This is a genomic window from Streptomyces sp. NPDC020801, from assembly GCF_044334385.1.
In the GTDB taxonomy this organism is placed as follows: Bacteria; Actinomycetota; Actinomycetes; order Streptomycetales; family Streptomycetaceae; genus Streptomyces.
This window is the reverse complement of sequence record NZ_JBIRST010000009.1, coordinates 177,049-193,245: the sequence shown is the minus strand read 5'-3', so window position 1 is coordinate 193,245 and position 16,197 is coordinate 177,049. Positions and strand designations below refer to the sequence as shown.

13 protein-coding genes are annotated in these 16,197 nt (G+C 71.7%); 7 read left to right on the top strand and 6 right to left on the bottom strand.

Going from position 1 to position 16,197, the window contains the following annotated elements:
• Positions 1-27: 27 nt before the first annotated feature.
• Positions 28-1,086, bottom strand: coding sequence for a nitrous oxide reductase family maturation protein NosD (locus ACH4UM_RS20580; protein ID WP_398181051.1), 1,059 nt, complete (start codon positions 1,084-1,086; stop codon positions 28-30).
• 234 nt (positions 1,087-1,320) lie between these two features.
• Here ACH4UM_RS20580 and ACH4UM_RS20575 point away from each other — a divergent pair, with 234 nt between their 5' ends.
• From ACH4UM_RS20575 to ACH4UM_RS20565, 3 genes are all read left to right on the top strand, one after another.
• A complete protein-coding gene (locus ACH4UM_RS20575) occupies positions 1,321-1,986 on the top strand; it encodes a rhomboid-like protein (RefSeq protein WP_398181048.1) in 666 nt (221 codons plus the stop codon).
• Positions 1,987-1,996: 10 nt separating this feature from the next.
• Positions 1,997-3,403: an NAD(P)/FAD-dependent oxidoreductase gene (locus tag ACH4UM_RS20570; protein WP_398181045.1), complete on the top strand. Its 1,407-nt coding sequence runs from the start codon at positions 1,997-1,999 to the stop codon at positions 3,401-3,403.
• A gap of 152 nt (positions 3,404-3,555) precedes the next feature.
• Positions 3,556-6,189, top strand: coding sequence for a glycosyl hydrolase (locus ACH4UM_RS20565; RefSeq protein ID WP_398181043.1), 2,634 nt, complete (start codon positions 3,556-3,558; stop codon positions 6,187-6,189).
• Positions 6,190-6,998: 809 nt separating this feature from the next.
• On the opposite strand, the gene ACH4UM_RS20560 is transcribed toward ACH4UM_RS20565, so the two are convergent.
• The gene (locus ACH4UM_RS20560; protein ID WP_398181040.1) at positions 6,999-8,567 is read right to left on the bottom strand and encodes a DHA2 family efflux MFS transporter permease subunit; all 1,569 of its coding nucleotides are present in this window, start codon (positions 8,565-8,567) and stop codon (positions 6,999-7,001) included.
• Between the two features lie 85 nt (positions 8,568-8,652).
• Between ACH4UM_RS20560 and ACH4UM_RS20555 the strand changes: the two genes are divergently transcribed.
• Positions 8,653-9,354 (top strand): pentapeptide repeat-containing protein, encoded by a 702-nt coding sequence (locus ACH4UM_RS20555; RefSeq protein WP_398181037.1) that lies wholly within the window; start codon positions 8,653-8,655, stop codon positions 9,352-9,354.
• Positions 9,355-9,370: 16 nt separating this feature from the next.
• Here the strand turns inward: ACH4UM_RS20555 and ACH4UM_RS20550 are convergent, their stop codons facing one another.
• Complete coding sequence (locus ACH4UM_RS20550) at positions 9,371-9,871, bottom strand: hypothetical protein (protein WP_398181035.1); 501 nt, start codon at positions 9,869-9,871, stop codon at positions 9,371-9,373.
• Positions 9,872-9,878: 7 nt separating this feature from the next.
• On the opposite strand from ACH4UM_RS20550, the gene ACH4UM_RS20545 reads away from it, so the two are divergent.
• Positions 9,879-11,327: a M1 family metallopeptidase gene (locus tag ACH4UM_RS20545; RefSeq protein ID WP_398181033.1), complete on the top strand. Its 1,449-nt coding sequence runs from the start codon at positions 9,879-9,881 to the stop codon at positions 11,325-11,327.
• Between the two features lie 239 nt (positions 11,328-11,566).
• On the opposite strand, the gene ACH4UM_RS20540 is transcribed toward ACH4UM_RS20545, so the two are convergent.
• Together ACH4UM_RS20540 and ACH4UM_RS20535 are read right to left on the bottom strand one after the other, a co-directional pair.
• Positions 11,567-12,097: a GNAT family N-acetyltransferase gene (locus ACH4UM_RS20540; RefSeq protein ID WP_398181030.1), complete on the bottom strand. Its 531-nt coding sequence runs from the start codon at positions 12,095-12,097 to the stop codon at positions 11,567-11,569.
• 94 nt (positions 12,098-12,191) lie between these two features.
• Entirely contained in the window at positions 12,192-12,767 is a 576-nt protein-coding gene (locus tag ACH4UM_RS20535) for a TerD family protein (RefSeq protein WP_398181027.1), read from the bottom strand.
• A gap of 189 nt (positions 12,768-12,956) precedes the next feature.
• Here ACH4UM_RS20535 and arfB point away from each other — a divergent pair, with 189 nt between their 5' ends.
• Positions 12,957-13,394 (top strand): alternative ribosome rescue aminoacyl-tRNA hydrolase ArfB, encoded by a 438-nt coding sequence (gene arfB / locus ACH4UM_RS20530; RefSeq protein WP_398181024.1) that lies wholly within the window; start codon positions 12,957-12,959, stop codon positions 13,392-13,394.
• Positions 13,395-13,529: 135 nt separating this feature from the next.
• Here arfB and ACH4UM_RS20525 read toward each other — a convergent pair whose 3' ends face one another.
• Positions 13,530-14,120 carry a flavin reductase family protein gene (locus tag ACH4UM_RS20525; protein ID WP_398181021.1) on the bottom strand — a complete coding sequence of 197 codons (591 nt, stop codon included), beginning with the start codon at positions 14,118-14,120 and terminating at the stop codon, positions 13,530-13,532.
• Between the two features lie 402 nt (positions 14,121-14,522).
• Between ACH4UM_RS20525 and cdgB the strand changes: the two genes are divergently transcribed.
• Positions 14,523-16,175 carry a diguanylate cyclase CdgB gene (gene cdgB, locus ACH4UM_RS20520; protein ID WP_398181018.1) on the top strand — a complete coding sequence of 551 codons (1,653 nt, stop codon included), beginning with the start codon at positions 14,523-14,525 and terminating at the stop codon, positions 16,173-16,175.
• Positions 16,176-16,197 lie beyond the last annotated feature (22 nt).

The window sequence follows — 16,197 nt, the reverse complement described above, 5'->3', positions numbered from 1 at the left end:
CTGTCGATGCCACGAGTGGCTACGGCCTCAGCACAGTCCGGCGGGCCGGGAGGCCCGGCAGGCGTTGTGCCGGAAGGTGTTGCCGCGCTTGGCCTTCTCCTGGTTGACCAGGTCCGCCGGGGAGTTGCTCCGCAGGAGGTTCTCGTTGATGCGGTTGCGGTCGCTGGTGACGCCCACGAAGCTCTTGAACAGCACGACGCCGCCCGACAGCGGTGACCTGCCGGAGTTGCCGACGATCGTGTTGCGGGTGATCTGCGAGTCCTCGGCGCCGGTCAGGACGATGCCCGAGCCCTGCAGGAAGGGCAGCCGTTTGGTCGCCGCGCAGTACTTGTTGTTCTGCACGATCCAGTTGTCGCGCACGGTCAGGGCGCCGGCCTTCGGCTTGTTCTCGTCGCCGACGAGGAAGACGCCCGCGCAGTTGGCGGTGATCTGGTTGCCCACGACGGTCAGGTCGCGCAACCGCCGCACGGTGACACCGATCCGGTTGCCCTCCAGGCGGTTGAGTGCGATCAGGGTGCCCCCGGTGTCGGTGGCGCCCTTCTCGGCGGTGATGGTGTTGGCCAGGAAGAGGCCCGCGTCGCCGTTGTTCCGGGCGGTGTTCTGCCGGTACACGCTGTGCGCGGAGCGCTCCTCGGCGATGCCCCAGAGCCTGTTCTTCTCCGCGGTCACGTGCCGCACGGTCAGCCCGTCGGTGCCGATGGCCATCACACCCGCGTGGGAGTAGCCGGTCACGGTCAGGTCGGAGACCGTGACGCCCTTCAGGGGCTTGGTCTTGGTCCCCACCACGCAGACGCCGTTGCCGCGCGAGCCGCAGTCGTCGGTGGCCTTCCTGGCCGGTTCGAGGACGGTCTGGCGGCCCGTGCCGCGCAGGGTCAGCCGGGGCGTCGTCACCTTGACGCTCTGGCGGTAGGTACCGGGCATCAGCACAACGGTGTCGCCGGCCTTGGCGGAGTTCACCGCCCGCTGGATCGATTCGCCGGGGTGCACCAGATACGTCCTGGGCACGGAGATCGGTGGGGCGGCGGCGACGCCCGAACCGACGAGCGCTGTGGCGCTCACAAGCAGAGCGATATGGCGTTTCGTCATATTCTGTACGCTATGACCTGATGACCCTTTGGACTGCCGGATGGGCCATCCGGCGGCGTGTCCTGCGCGCAGGGCGCGACGGCGCCCCGGAGCGCAGCCGCCACCGCTCCGGGAATCCCGCCGCCGGGCAGGGCAGGTCCGCGACGAAGGCCCGCCAACCGCCCGTTGAATTTCTCCTGAGAAGCGGTCGGCCCGTGGGACACCTCGATCGCCTTGCCGACCATACTTGCGACTGTGAACGGGGTCATCTGGTTGCGGCGTGGGCTTCGGGCGGTGGCGGAGTACGTCCGCAGGGCGCCGGGGACGTACGTCTGGCTGCTGATCCTGTTCGTCACCACCGTCGCTCTGCACCGTATGTCGCCGGGCTTCGAGGAGAACTTCCTGCGCCAGCGTTCGACGAACATCCACGAGCTGTCGAACAGCCCGGTGCGGGTGCTGTTCACCAGCGCCATGTGGATCGCCAGCGGCCGCTGGCTGCCGTACGCGGCGCTGTACACGGTCTTCCACGCCCAGGCCGAGCGCTGGCTGGGCACGCTGCGCTGGCTGCTGGTGTGCGTGGCCGCGCATGTGCTGGCGACGCTGATCAGCGAGGGCGCGCTGCTGTGGGCGCTCCAGCGCGGGGTGGCCCCGGAGTCGTCCGTCAACACCCTCGATGTCGGCGTGAGTTACGCGCTGGCGGGGGTCATGGGCGTGCTGGCCTGCCGGATCGCCGCCCCCTGGCGGTACCCGTACGCGGCCGCCGTGTTCCTCTTCTTCGGGGTGCCGCTGCTGACCGGGCGCACCTTCACCGATCTCGGGCATTTCACCGCGGTACTGCTCGGCCTGGGCTGTGGTCCGCTGGTCGGGAGCCGGGGAAAAGCATGGAATCCGAAGGAGACACTGGCTGCTCTCAGGCGTTAACGTCCCGGCCATGAGCAGCTCGGCAAGCGGTGTCGTCAACGGTGGCATCTCCTTCTGGTTCGCGGACGACGGCCTCCCGGCGGCGCGGGAGCCGCTCACCGGGGACGCGAGCACCGACGTGGTGATCGTCGGTGGTGGATACACGGGCCTGTGGACGGCGTACTACCTGAAGAAGGCCGCGCCCTTCCTGAGGATCACCGTGCTGGAGCAGAAGTTCTGCGGCTACGGCGCCTCCGGCCGCAACGGCGGCTGGCTCTACAACGGTGTCGCCGGCCGCGACCGGTACGCGAAACTGCACGGTCACGAGGCCGCCGTACGCCTGCAGCGGGCGATGAACGACACCGTGGACGAGGTGATCCGGGTCGCCGCCGAGGAGGGCGTCGAGGCCGGGGTCCACAAGGGCGGCGTACTGGAAGTGGCCCGCACACCCGCCCAGTTGGCCCGTCTGAAGGCCTTCCACGAGCACGAGATGTCGTACGGCGAGAAGGACCGCGAGCTGTACGGCGCCCGCGAGACCGCCGAGCGCGTCCGGGTCGCGGACGCCGTCGGCTCCAGCTGGACCCCGCACGGCGCCCGGCTGAACCCGGCGAAGCTGGTCAAGGGCCTCGCGGCGGCCGTCGAGGCGCTCGGCGTGACCATCCACGAGTCGACGCCCGTCACGGAGATCCGCCCCAGGCACGCGGTCACCCCGTACGGAACCGTCCGCGCCCCCTACGTCCTGCGCTGCACCGAGGGCTTCACCGCCTCCCTCAAGGGCCTCAGACGCGCCTGGCTCCCCATGAACTCCTCGATGATCGCGACCGAGCCGCTGACCGACGAGCAGTGGGCGGCGGTGGGCTGGGCGGGCCGCGAGACCCTCGGCGACATGGCGCACGCCTACATGTACGCCCAGCGCACCGCCGACGGCCGGATCGCGCTCGGCGGCCGCGGGGTGCCGTACCGTTTCGGCTCGCGCACCGACAACGACGGCCGCACGCAGGAGGAGACCGTCGAAGCGCTCAGGGACATCCTCGTCGGTTTCTTCCCCGCCCTGGCCGGGGCGCGGATCGAGCACGCCTGGTCCGGCGTCCTCGGTGTACCGCGCGACTGGTGCGCGACCGTCACCCTGGACCGGTCGACCGGCCTGGGCTGGGCGGGCGGCTATGTCGGCTCCGGCGTCGCCACCGCCAACCTCGCCGCCCGCACCCTGCGCGACCTGGTCCAGCTCGACTCCGGCCAGGCGGGCCGCACCGAGCTGACCGAGCTGCCCTGGGTCGGCCACAAGGTGCGCAAGTGGGAGCCGGAGCCGCTGCGCTGGCTGGGTGTGCAGGGCATGTACGCCACCTATCGCACGGCCGACCGGCGTGAACTGCTCACCCACAGCGCGCGGTCGTCCCGGCTGGCGCGGCTGGCGGACCGGGTGGCCGGGCGTCACTGACAGTCCCCTCAAGTCCCGGTGCACGCTTGACGTAGCGGCCGAAAATTTACGTTCTGATTGCCGTCTCCAGCACCTCCCGTCACTCCCATCGAGCCGAGGCTGTGTGCCGTATACGTGTCATGTACGCCACGGCTCTTAGGGGAGGGCACTTCATGGCGGCCACAAGCCGGCACAGAAGAACTCGAACGGCGGCGGTTCTCATCACCACCGCCGCACTGGGACTGACCATCACTCAGGCCCAGGCCGCGGGGCGCGGCACCGACCCCTTCGGGGTCCGTGCGCTGCGTCACCAGGCACAGCTGAACGAGCAGCACCAGGGACGCTCCGCCCTCGCCAAGGACGGCGAGGACGAGGGCGGCAACGAGGGCGAGGAGATCGCCGAGCAGGCCGACCAGTACGCCGAGGCCCGCACCTCGCCCGGCATCGTGGCGCCGGGCGCGTACGGCGCGGCGTACGACGCGCTGCGGAACCTGCCGCACACGCACGGCGGCTGGCGGGACGTGACCCGGCTGCCGTACGACTCCGACGACCCGCGCTACCGGGACGTCAACTCCAACTCCAGCGGCGGTTCGGGGCGGGTGACCGGCCGGGTCACCGGGCTCGCGGCCGACGACCACGGCTATGTGTACGCGGGTTCGGCCAACGGCGGCGTCTTCCGGTCACGCACCGGCGGCGGCCACTGGACCGAGATCTCCGACCGGCTGCCCGCCCTGTCCACCGGTGACCTGCAGCTCGACGGCCGCGGACGGCTCTGGTACGCCACCGGCGAGGCCAACACCAGCGCCACCGCCTTCCTCGGCACCGGCGTCTACGTCCTCGACGACCCGCGGCACGGCCGGTTCGGCAAGCGTGACCGGGTCGGTGGCGACGAGCTGGAGTCGACGTCCATCCACGCGCTGCGGTTCGCGGGCGACAAGGTGTGGGCGGCGACCACCCGGGGCGTGTGGAGCCACTCCACGAAGACCCTCAAGGGCGCCTGGAAGCTCGAATTCGCGCCCAACCCGGACTATCTGCCCGGCGGTTCGAAGGCCGCCGACCCGGACGCCGCGTACAAGAACATCGCCAACGACATCGCGGTCGACCCCAAGGACCCGGGCAAGGTCGTCCTCGCGGTCGGCTGGCGCGGCGGTGACACCTACAACGGCTTCTACGCCAAGGGCAGCAAGGGCTGGGAGCGGCTGACCGGTCTCGGCGACCTTCCGGACAACAGCGAGGACGTCGGCAACGTCACCTTCGCGCGCAGCGCGGACGGCTCCCGCTACTACGCCGTCGACCAGTCGCCCGAGCAGACCGCCGAGAACCCGGACAGCGGCCTGGAGGGCATCTTCGTCTCCAAGTCCGGCTCCCCGACCGGCCCGTGGACGAGGATCGCCGACTACAAGCAGCTGCGCGACTCCGGTTCGGCGCTCACCGGCGCCGGGTACCAGCCGGGCATCCAGGCCTGGTACAACCAGTTCCTCGCGGTCGACCCGAAGAACCCCGACCACGTGTACGCGGGTCTGGAGGAGGTCTTCGAGACCAAGGACGGCGGCACGTCCTGGACGGTCCCGGGCCCGTACTGGAACTTCGGCTTCAAGTGCTGGGCCATCGACCCGGCCAAACAGTCCGGCGACTGCCCGTCCACCGTGCACGCCGACCAGCACGCGGTGACCATCGGCAGCGACCACGGCAGGCCGTACGTCGTCGTCGGCGACGACGGCGGCGCCTTCCGCCGCCCGCTGGACGGCAGCGCCAATGCCGAGGGCCACGCCACCGACTGGACCTCGCTGAACGACGGCACGATGGACGCCCTGCAGTACTACTCGGTCGGCGTCGGCACCGACGGCCGTGGCGTCGCCGTCACCGGCGGCCTGCAGGACAACGGGCAGTCGGTCCTGCGCCCGCACGACGCCGTCATGGGCTCCAACTTCGGCGGTGACGGCGGTGACACGATCACCGACCCGGGCAACGGCTGCAACATTGCCCAGGAGTACGTCTACCTGGCGGTGTCGGTGACGCAGAACTGCGCGGTCAACGACGGCGGCTGGACCACCGACCCGTCCAGGGCGACCACCTACTCCGTCGCCCCGCCCGACAGCGCCACCAGCGAGGCCCGCTTCATCGCCCCGCTGAACGCCGACATCCAGGACAAGAACACCTGGGTCGCGGGCGGGCGGCACGTGTGGATCAACACCAAGGGCTGGGCGATCCGCAGCGGCAGCGAGTGGTTCGGCGCCTACGACCTCGGCGCGGGCCACACCGCCACCGCGGTCGCCTCCTCCGGCGGCAAGGTCTACGCGGCCTGGTGCGGCCCCTGCAACAACCAGGGCTTCACCCGGGGCATCGCCGTCGGCAACGCCGACGGCACCGGCTGGCACCAGCTGACTCTGCCGGTCGACGGCACGGTCCCCAACCGCTACCTGTCCGGTCTGGCCGTCGACCCGGCCGACAACAACCACGTCCTGCTCGCGGTCAACGGCTTCTCCCGCAAGTGGACCGAGGGCCCGGGCGCGGGCGTCGGTCACCTGTTCGAGACCCGGGACGGTGGAGTCACCTGGAAGGACATCTCCGGAAACCTCCCGGACGTCCCGGCGAACTCGGTCGCGCTGCTGAAGGGCGGGACGATCGTGCTCGGCACCGACCTGGGTGTCCTGGTCCGCACGGCGAGGTCGGCCACCTGGGAGGTGGCGGGCCACAACCTGCCCACCACCGCGGTCATGCAGCTGCGCACCGGCCCCGGCGGCCTGCTGTACGCGGCCACCCACGGCCGCGGCATCTGGTCGATCGACCCGCGGCACCTGCGCTGAACCGGGCCGGGGGCGGCACCCGGGCCGCCCCCGGCACATACCCGGTCCCGGGACGGCGCCCGCCGCCTCGGGACCTTTCGCTGTCGGGCTCGGGTGCCGGGGGACGCGGCCGGCGGGGGTGTGCTGCCGCGGCGGTGGGTTGGCGGGGTCGCGCGGCCCGGGGCGCGTCGGCTCCGGACCGCGCTGGTTGCGGGCCTCGTCGGTTCCGGGCCGCGCTGGTTCCGGGCCTTGCCGGTTCTGGGGTTTGTGGCGTTCCGGGCCTGTCGGATCGGGGTCTCGTCGGTTCTTGGGTCTGTGGCGTTCCGGCCCCGGCGGCTCTGGGCCCTTCGGCTCCCGGGCCTATCGCGTTCCGGGTCCGTGCGTTCCGGCCCTCGGTGAGGGCTTCGGCCCGGGTGCGGGGTGCCTTCGTCCCGGTCTCCGGGCGGCGGGTCCGGCACCCGTGTGGCCTGCGCACCCGGGGGTGGGCTGGGAGCCGGGTGTGGGCCGGGCACTGAGTGGGCTGGGAGCCGGGTGTGGGCCGGGCACTGAGTGGGCTGGGAGCCGGGTGTGGGTCTGGCGCCCCTGGCCTGGGCACCCCGAGTGGCCCGGGAGCCGGGCGGCGGGTCTGGTACCCGCGTGGCCTGGGCATCCCGAGTGGTCTGGGCGCCAGGAGTGGCCGGGGGCGCTCCTGGGCCTGGGCGCCGCGTGGCCCGGACGGCTTGCGGCCTGCGCAGGTCATTGCCCTCGGGGCTCGGCGGTCTCTGCCCGCGGGCCGCGGTGAGGCCGCTCGGGCCCTTTTCCACTCGCCGAATCCTCAGACCGCCGAATCCTCAGACCGCCGGTTCCGGCAACGCCGCCTCGGCCGGTGCACCGTGTTTCGGGGCCCTCGCCGTCACCATCAGGCCCGCGACCAGGCCGGCCAGGAGCATGACGCCGGCGGCCCACCAGATGGCGACCGTGTAGCCGTGCACGACGCCCTCCGGGACCACCCTGGCCCGGTCCGCCGGGCTGCGAAGGTGTGCGGTGATGTAGGCGGCGCTGCTGGTGGTGGCGATCGTGTTGAGCAGGGCGGTGCCGATCGAACCGCCCACCTGCTGCGAGGTGTTCACGGTCGCCGAGGTCACGCCCGAGTCCTGCGGGGCGACGCCCGCGGTGGCGGTGGCGAACACGGGCATGAAGGTCAGGCCCATGCCGAGCCCCATCAGCAGCAGCGCGGGCAGCACCTCGCTCGTGTACTGCGACTGGACCGTCAGCCGGGTCAGCAGCAGCAGACCGCTCGCGGCCAGGAGCATCCCGGGCACCATGAGCATCCGTGGCGGCACACGCTGGAGCAGCCGGGCCGAGACCTGGGTGGCGCCGAAGATGATCGCGGCCGTCAGCGGCAGGAACGCCAGGCCCGTCTTCAGCGGCGAGTACCCGAGGATGCCCTGCAGGTAGTAGGTCATGAACAGGAACAGGCCGAACATGCCGATCACGGCCAGCAGCATGGTCAGGAAGCAGCCGGCCCGGTTGCGCTCCCGGACGATGTGCAACGGCAGCAGCGGCATCGGCGCCCGCGTCTGCCACCACACGAACGCCACGAGCAGCGCCACGCCCACCGCGAACAGGCTCAGCACCAGCGGGTCCGTCCAGCCGCGCGCCTCGGCCTCGCTGAAGCCGTAGACGACCGCGACCAGCCCGCCGCAGCCCAGCACCACCCCGGGCACGTCCAGCCGGGCGCCCGGGTGGCCGGGCCGGCCGTGCAGCAGGACGAACGCGCCGAGCACCGCGACGAGGGCGATGGGCACGTTGACGTACAGGCACCAGCGCCAGTTCAGGTACTCGGTCAGCAGGCCGCCGACGATGAACCCGATCGCCGAGCCGCTGCCCGCCAGGGCGCCGTAGATGCCGAACGCCTTCCCGCGCTCCCGGGGGTCGGTGAACGTGGTGGTCAGCAGGCTGAGCGCGGAGGGGGCCAGCACGGCGGCGAAGGCCCCCTGCAGCGCGCGGGCGCCGAAGAGCATGCCGGAGGAGGTGGCCGCGCCGCCGAGTGCGGAGGCGCCGGCGAAGCCGATGAGCCCGATGACGAACGTGCGTTTGCGGCCCACCAGATCGGCGATCCGCCCGCCCAGCAGGAGCAGCCCGCCGAAGGCGAGGGAGTAGGCGGTGATGACCCACTGCCGGTTGCCGTCGGAGATGTGCAGGGCCTGCTGCGCGGAGGGCAGCGCGATGTTCACGATGGTCGCGTCCAGCACCACCATCAGCTGCGCCATCGCGATCACCACCAGGGCCCACCAGCGGTGTGCATCGGCGGGGCGGGCGTGCCGGGGCTGGTGATGCCTGGGGCGCAGGGGGTTCGTATCGCGGGAGCCCTGGTGCTGATGTACAGGCGAGGATTCACCTTTTCGGGTGACACTCATCCTGCCAGAACACCATGAATCGGCCCCTAACGCATCCCTGGACTCCTGCCGGGGCGTTGTCAGTGCTGTGGTGCAGCATGGGGCCATGGCGAAGAGAGCGACCAGCAGCGTGGGCGGGAGCCGTGCCGGCGGTGACGGGGTGAAGGCGGCGCGGCGGCCACAGGTGCGGCTGCCGGCGCTGGAGACGTACGGCGGCTCAGGGCTGGCCCCGGACGGGGACTACGACGGACTGGAGTTCCGGGACGCGGACTTCGCCGGGCAGGACGGCGCGGGCGCCCGGTTCATGGACTGCGCGCTCTCCGGCTGCGCGCTGGACGACACCTCACTGCACCACGCCCGCGTGCTCGACTCGGTCCTCACCGGTGTACGGGGGGTCGGTACCGACCTCGCGGAGTCCACCCTGCGGGACGTGGAGCTGGTCGACGCCCGCCTCGGCGGGGTGCAGCTGCACGGCTCGGTGCTGGAGCGGGTGTGGGTCCGGGGCGGCAAGATCGACTATCTGAATCTGCGCAAGGCCAGGCTGCGGGACGTGGTCTTCGAGGGCTGCGTCCTCGTCGAGCCGGACTTCGCGGGCGCGAAGCTGGAGCGGGTGGAGTTCGTGGACTGCGCGCTCAAGGGCGTGGACCTCACCGCGGTGACGCTCACCGACGTCGACCTGCGCGGTGCCGCGTCGCTGGAGATCGCACGCGGGGTGGACCGGCTGGCGGGCGCGGTGATCAGTACGGGCCAGCTGCTGGACCTGGCCCCCGTGCTGGCGGCGGCGCTGGGGGTGCGCGTGGTGGGCTGACGAGTGCCGCGCGGGGTCAGCCCACCCGGGGGAAGCGGGCCTGCAGGGTCCAGATGGCCGGGTTCTCGCCCAGGTCCTCGTGCATGTCCACCAGGTCGGCGATCAGGTCGTGCAGGAAGTCCCGCGCCTCCCGGCGCAGGGCGGAGTGGGAGAAGGACAGCGGGGGCTCCTCGGCCGGCATCCAGTCGGCCTCGATGTCCACCCAGCCGAAGCGGCGCTCGAAGAGCATGCGGTCGGTGGACTCGGTGAAGTCCAGCTCCGCCCGCTGCGGCCGCGCCGCCCGGGACCCGGCCGGATCCCGGTCCAGCAGTTCCACCATGTCGCACAGTGCCCACGCGAAGTCGAGCACCGGAACCCACCCCCAGGCGGTGGCCAGCTCCCGGTCCGCCTCCGTGTCGGCGAGATACACGTCCCCGCAGAACAGGTCGTGCCGCAGCGACCGCACGTCCGCCCGCCGGTAGTCGGTCTGCGGCGGGTCGGGGAAGCGGTTGGAGAGGGCGTAGCCGATGTCGAGCACGTAGGCGATGGTGCCATGGGCCCCGCATAGGATCGTACTCGTGTTCCGATCAGCACCGGTTGCCCGAACCGCCACCGCCGCCACAGCGCTGCTCACCCTCACCCTGACCGCGTGCGACGGCGGCGTGCGCGGTACCCCGGGCGGCTCCGGGGTACGCGACCCGTACTTCCCCAAGGCGGGCAACGGCGGATACGACGTCTCCCACTACGGTCTGACCCTCTCCTACGACCCGGACCGCCGCCGCCTCACCGGCACGGCGGTGATCACCGCCCGCGCCACCCAGGACCTGTCCGCCTTCGACCTCGACCTCAAGGGGCTGGACGTCGACAGTGTCACGGTCGAGGGCAGGTCCGCCCGTTTCGACCGTGCGGGCCAGGAGCTCACCGTCCGTCCGCACGACGAACTCAGCAGGGGCGAGACTTTCAGCGCGACGGTCCGCTACTCCGGCACCCCGCAGACCATCACCGACGCCGACGGCTCGAAGGAGGGCTGGCTGCCCACCGCCGACGGGGCGCTCGCCCTCGGCGAGCCGATGGGCTCGATGGCGTGGTTCCCGGGCAACGACCACCCCTCCGACAAGGCCGCCTACGACGTCTCCGTCACCGTGCCCAAGGGCCTGCAGGCCGTCTCCAACGGCGAGTTGAAGAGCCAGACGACCACCGGCGGCCGTACGACGTTCAGCTGGCACACCGCCGAGCCGATGGCGAGCTACGTCGCCACCGTCGCGATCGGCCACTACGACATCACCCGCACCACCACGAAGAACGGCCTGCCGGTGTACGTCGCCGTCGACCCCACCCAGTCCAAGGCGAGCGGCGCGGTCCTGGCGAAGATCCCCGAGATCATGGAGTGGGAGGAGTACAACTTCGGCCCGTACCCCTTCTCCTCCACCGGCGCGATCGTCGACCGGGGCGAGGACGCCGGCTATGCCCTGGAGACCCAGAACCGGCCCTTCTTCCCCGGCGCCCCCGAGCTGGGCACCCTCGTCCACGAACTCGCCCACCAGTGGTACGGCGACTCCGTCACCCCCAAGAGCTGGCGGGACATGTGGCTCAACGAGGGCTTCGCGACGTACGCGGAGTGGCTGTGGGAGGAGGACCACGGCGGCGACAGCGCCCAGCAGACCTTCGACTCCGTCTACCGCGGCGACTACTTCGACAACGACGCCGACAACAAGGCCGTCTGGTCCTTCCCGCCGGCCAGACCGAGCGGCGCCGCGCACATCTCCGACCGGCCCGTCTACGAGCGCGGCGCGATGGTCCTGCACAAGATCCGCCAACTGGTCGGCGACGACGCCTTCTACGGCATCATCCAGGGCTGGGCCGCCACCCGCCGCCACGGCAACGCGGACACCGCCGACTTCACCGCCTACGTCGAGAAGAAGGCCCCCGGCAAGGACTTCGGCGAGATCTGGAAGGACTGGCTGTACGGCGACGGAAAGCCGGCGCATCCCTGAGCCCTGCCGCGGCTTCGTCCCTCACGCCCGCCGTCACGCCCGTCGTCACGCCCACCCTCGGCGCCCACTCGCGTCGCGGACCTCGTCGCACCGCGACGCCCGGAACGCCCGGAACGCCTCCCGCACGGCCGCCGCCAGAGCCGGCGGCTCCCGCTCGCGGTGCACCGGCGAGCGCGCCGAGTCCCTTACCGGCCGGGGTCATCCAGTCCACCCCGGCGTGGTGCCCGGCCGCGGTCCGGTCAGGAGGACCGTGGGGCCGGCAACTCCTTGCGCAACACCGCGCAGGGGCGGTCCAGCCGGCGGTCCCGTCGGTGGCCGATGACCTCGTAGCCGAGGGCGGTCCAGAAGGTCAGGCCGCTGGGGTTGTTCTCCAGGACGGCGAGGCGCACGGCGGTGCGGCCCGCCGCGCGGAAGCGCTCCTCGACGAGTGCCGCCAAGCGCCGCCCGTGACCCTGCCGTTGAGCTGCCGCGTCCACCATCAGCAGACCGATCCACGGGTCGGGGTCGGCCGGGTCGGGGTGGTGGGCGAGGGTGGTCGCGATCCCGACGAGCCGTCCCTCGCTGCGCGCCAGCAGCACCTCCGCGTCCGGCTCGGCCAACTCCTCGGCCAGCGCCGTCGCCACCTGTTCCGGGCGGATGTCGTCCGGGTCGGGGAAGTCGCCGCTGAGCGCGTGGAAGTCGCGCTGGGAGGCGTAGAGCGCGGTGAGTTCGGTCAGCAGTTCGCCCGGGAGGCCGTGGTCCGGGGTGAGGCGGAGGGGTTCGAGGATCATCCGCGCAACGTATCGCGGGGCCCGGCGGGACGGCCGGAGCCCCGGCCCTCGGGAGGGTCCGGGGCTCCGGGCGGGGCGTCGTCCGGGGTCGCCCTCAGACGTTGACGCCGAAGTCCTGGGCGATGCCGACCAGGCCCGAGGCGTAACCCTGGCCGACCGCGCGGAACTTCCACTCCGCGCCGTTGCGGTACAGCTCGCCGAAGACCATGGCCGTCTCGGTGGCCGCGTCCTCCGACAGGTCGTAGCGGGCGATCTCGGCGCCGCCGGCCTGGTTGACGATGCGGATGTAGGCGTTGCGGACCTGGCCGAAGTTCTGGCCGCGGTTCTCGGCGTCGTAGATGGAGACCGGGAAGACGATCTTCTCGATGTCGGCCGGGAGCGCGGCGAGGTTGACGTTGATCGCCTCGTCGTCGCCGGCGCCCTCGCCCGTGCGGTTGTCACCGGTGTGGACGATGGCGTTGTCCGGGGTCTGCTTGTTGTTGAAGAAGACGAAGTGGGCGTCGGAGTACACCTTGCCCTGAGGATTGACCGCGATCGCGGAGGCGTCCAGGTCGAAGTCCGTGCCGGTGGTGGTGCGGACGTCCCAGCCGAGGCCAACGGTGACGGCGGTCAGGCCCGGGGCTTCCTTGGTGAGCGAGACGTTGCCGCCCTTGGAGAGGCTTACAGCCATGGTGTGGGAGTCCCTTCCCTCGTTACGTGTGCGGACGAAGCTACAGCCACCCCTATGAACGCCAAGAGGGGTCCCCATGGTTCCGGACCTCTTTACCATTTTTACCAAGCCCGGCTCGAACACCCCGGCCCGGGCGTCCCGGGTGTCCCGGCGAAAACCGGGTGACGCGGCCCGGACAGGAACGGGAACATGGAGGACATGTCCGGTCCCTATCTCATCCGCGGCTTGGTCGCGCTCCCCGAGGCCGAGCTGGCCTGGCGCTTCTCGCGGTCCTCGGGGCCCGGCGGCCAGCACGTCAACACCAGTGACAGCCGGGTCGAGCTGAGCTTCGACCTGGCGAACACCGAGTCCCTGCCCGAGGTGTGGAAGCAGCGTGCGCTGGAGCGGCTGGCGGGCCGGCTAGTCGGCGGGGTCCTCACCGTCCGCGCCTCCGAGCACCGGTCCCAGTGGCGCAACCGCGAGGCCGCCGCCGTGCGCCTCGCGGCCCTCCTCGCCGAGGCGACCGCGCCCCCGCCCAGGCCGCGCAGGCCGACCCGCATCCCGCGCGGGATCAACGAGCGGCGGCTGCGGGAGAAGAAGCAGCGCTCGCAGACCAAGCGGGGGCGGTCCGGGCGGGACTGGGGGTAGCGGCGGCAGCGGCCGGCGGCGCCTGTTCGGGCCTCGCCTGTTCGGGCCTGGTCGGTTCGGGCGGCGCCTGTTCGGGCCGCGCCGGGCGACGGCCGGGGCGGCTGACGCCTGGGAGGGTTCGAGGGGCCCGCCCGCTCAGCCCAGCTGCCGGTACCGGCCCTTGAAGTACATCAGCGGGCCGCCTTCAGCGCTCGGGACGCCGGCCGTCAGGACGCGGCCGACGACCAGGGTGTGGTCGCCCGCCGCCACCCGCTGCTCGGTGCGCAGTTCCAGGGTGGCCAGGGCGCCGCCGACCAGCGGGGCACCGGAGACCTCGCCGCGAACGTAGGGGATGTCCTCGAAGAGCAGGCGGTCGCTGATGCGGCCTTTCATGGCGAAGCGGCCGGCGATGTGGCGCTGGCTCCCGGAGAGGACCGAGACCGCCCACAGGGGCTGCTCGGCCAGCAGGTCGTCCATGCGGGAGCCCTCGCGCAGGCTGACCAGGGCCAGCGGCGGGTCCAGGGACACCGACACGAAGGCCGTCGCCGTCATGCCCACGTCCTCGCCGCCCGGCGCCGTGGGGTCGTCCGGGTCGAGCGGCGGCTCCTGAGCGGTCACCAGGACCACGCCCGCCGCCAGCCGGGACATCGCGGCGCGGAACTCGTCGTTGGTCACCCCCTCAGCATGCCCGGCGGCAGCCGTGGCGGTGGGGGAGGCGGGGGCCGGCGCAGCGGAAGTGTTCAGCACACGTCAACGCTAGTCACCGGCCCGCGGGCCCCGCATCGGGCCTCCGCCCGAAGCCGGGATCGGGCTGGTCCTAGGACCAGCGAAGGAGCGGTTCGGGAGCGGTTCGGGAGCGGTCCCGGAGCGGTCCCGGGGTGGTTTCGGGGCGATTCCGGCGGGTGCGGCCCACCTCTCGTGCATCATGTCCGCACACCCACAAAGTTTGTGTCGGTAAACGCACAGGGAAAATGCAGAAACTCCACTCAATTGCTCACGTTCTGCTGTGACTTGAGTCACAAGGGCCATGAATTGTTGACCCTGTGTACCGAGTGGGCTTCGCGCTGTGATTCAGTGGCTGAGACTGCACAGACGATACGCCGAAGAGAACCCTTTGATTCGCTGCGAGGTCTCGGGGGGAGGGCGAGCATGGAGACCGAGTCGGAGCCGTACGTCCGTCTTGCGACCCTGCGGCAACTGCATCAGGTCATGGCGGACATGAACACCGCGCGGAGCCTGGCGGACACGTTGCAGACAGTGGCCGACGGCGTCGTGAACGGCCTCGGCTACGAGCTGGCCTGCGTCAACCTCGTACGCCCCGACGGCGATCTGGTGGTCGCCTCCTTCGCCGGGAACCCGGCCGCCGAGGCCCTCATCACCGGCCGCGTCGGCTCCCGCGACTCCTGGGAGCGCCGGCTGAACATGGGCGAGCACTGGGGCGACCTGGTGTTCATATCCCACACCGAGGGCTGGGTCCTCGACGACGACGACGTCCCGCAGTGGTACACCGACGGGCCCGCGCCCCGCTTCGAGGACGAGTGGCACCCCTCAGACCGGCTCTTCGCGCCCATGTTCTCGCCCGGCGGCCCGGCCGGCTCCTCCGGTGAGCTGCTCGGCGTCCTCTCCGTGGACCGCCCTCGCAACGGCCGCCGGCCCGGCGCCTGGGGCCGCGAGGCCCTGCAGATGTACGCCTTCCAGGCCGCCATCGCGATCAGCAACGCCCGGCTGCGCGCCAACATGCAGCGTGCCCTGGTCCGCCTGGAGCGCGAGCAGCAGGCCCTGCGCGCCAGCGAGGAGAGCTTCCGGCAGGCCTTCGAGTACGCCCCCTCCGGCATGGCCATCGCCGAGATGGGCGGTGACCAGCACGGCCGCATCCTGCGCACCAACGACGCCCTGTGCCGTCTGCTGGGCCGCCCGGCCTCCGCGATGCGCCGCTACTCCTTCTCCGACCTCGTCCACCCCGAGGACATCGGCACGCTGCTGCGCACCTCGGCGGAGGGCGGCCGGGCGGAGCTCAGACTGGGCCGCCGGGACGGCACCTACGTCTGGGTGTCCCTGCGCAACTCCGTCGTCGCCGACGCCGCCGACGGCCCCCGCTTCCTCCTCACCCACGTCGAGGACATCGAGGAGCGCAAGCGCCGCGAGCTCCACCTCGCCCACCGCGCCTCCCACGACTCCCTCACCGGCCTGCCCAACTCCGCCGAGCTGCGTGCCCGCCTGGCGGCCCGCCTGTGCCGGCGCCCGGCGCACGCCGGGGAGCTCGAGTCGCTCGACGCGGCCTACGGCCACCCGGGCTACGACGTCGCCGGCCACGGCTTCGACTTCCGGCCGGGCGCGGAGGCGTACGACGCCTACGACCACCATGTGCACACCGTCGCCCCCGAGGGCGACCAGGACGACGGCACCAAGGGGCTGGCGGTCCTCTTCTGCGACCTCGACGGCTTCAAGTCGATCAACGACCGGTTCGGGCACAACGCTGGCGACGCCGTCCTGATCGAGGTCGCCCGGCGGTTGTCGAACGGCGTGCGCGACGGCGACACGGTGGCCCGCCTCGGCGGCGACGAGTTCGTGATCCTCGCCGACGGTCTCGGCCGCGCCGACGCCCAGGACCTCGCCGTACGGCTGCGCAACGAGATCATCCAGCCGATCCGCGCCGAGGGCCGGGCCGTCCGGGTCGGCGCGAGCTTCGGCATCGGCTGGGCACATTGTGGGATGACGGCGGACGAAGTGTTGAAGTCTGCCGACGAACGGATGTACGTCGAGAAACGATCTCGTCCCAAACAACATCGTCGCGCCGGATGATCCGCAGGTCAGTGGGTTGATG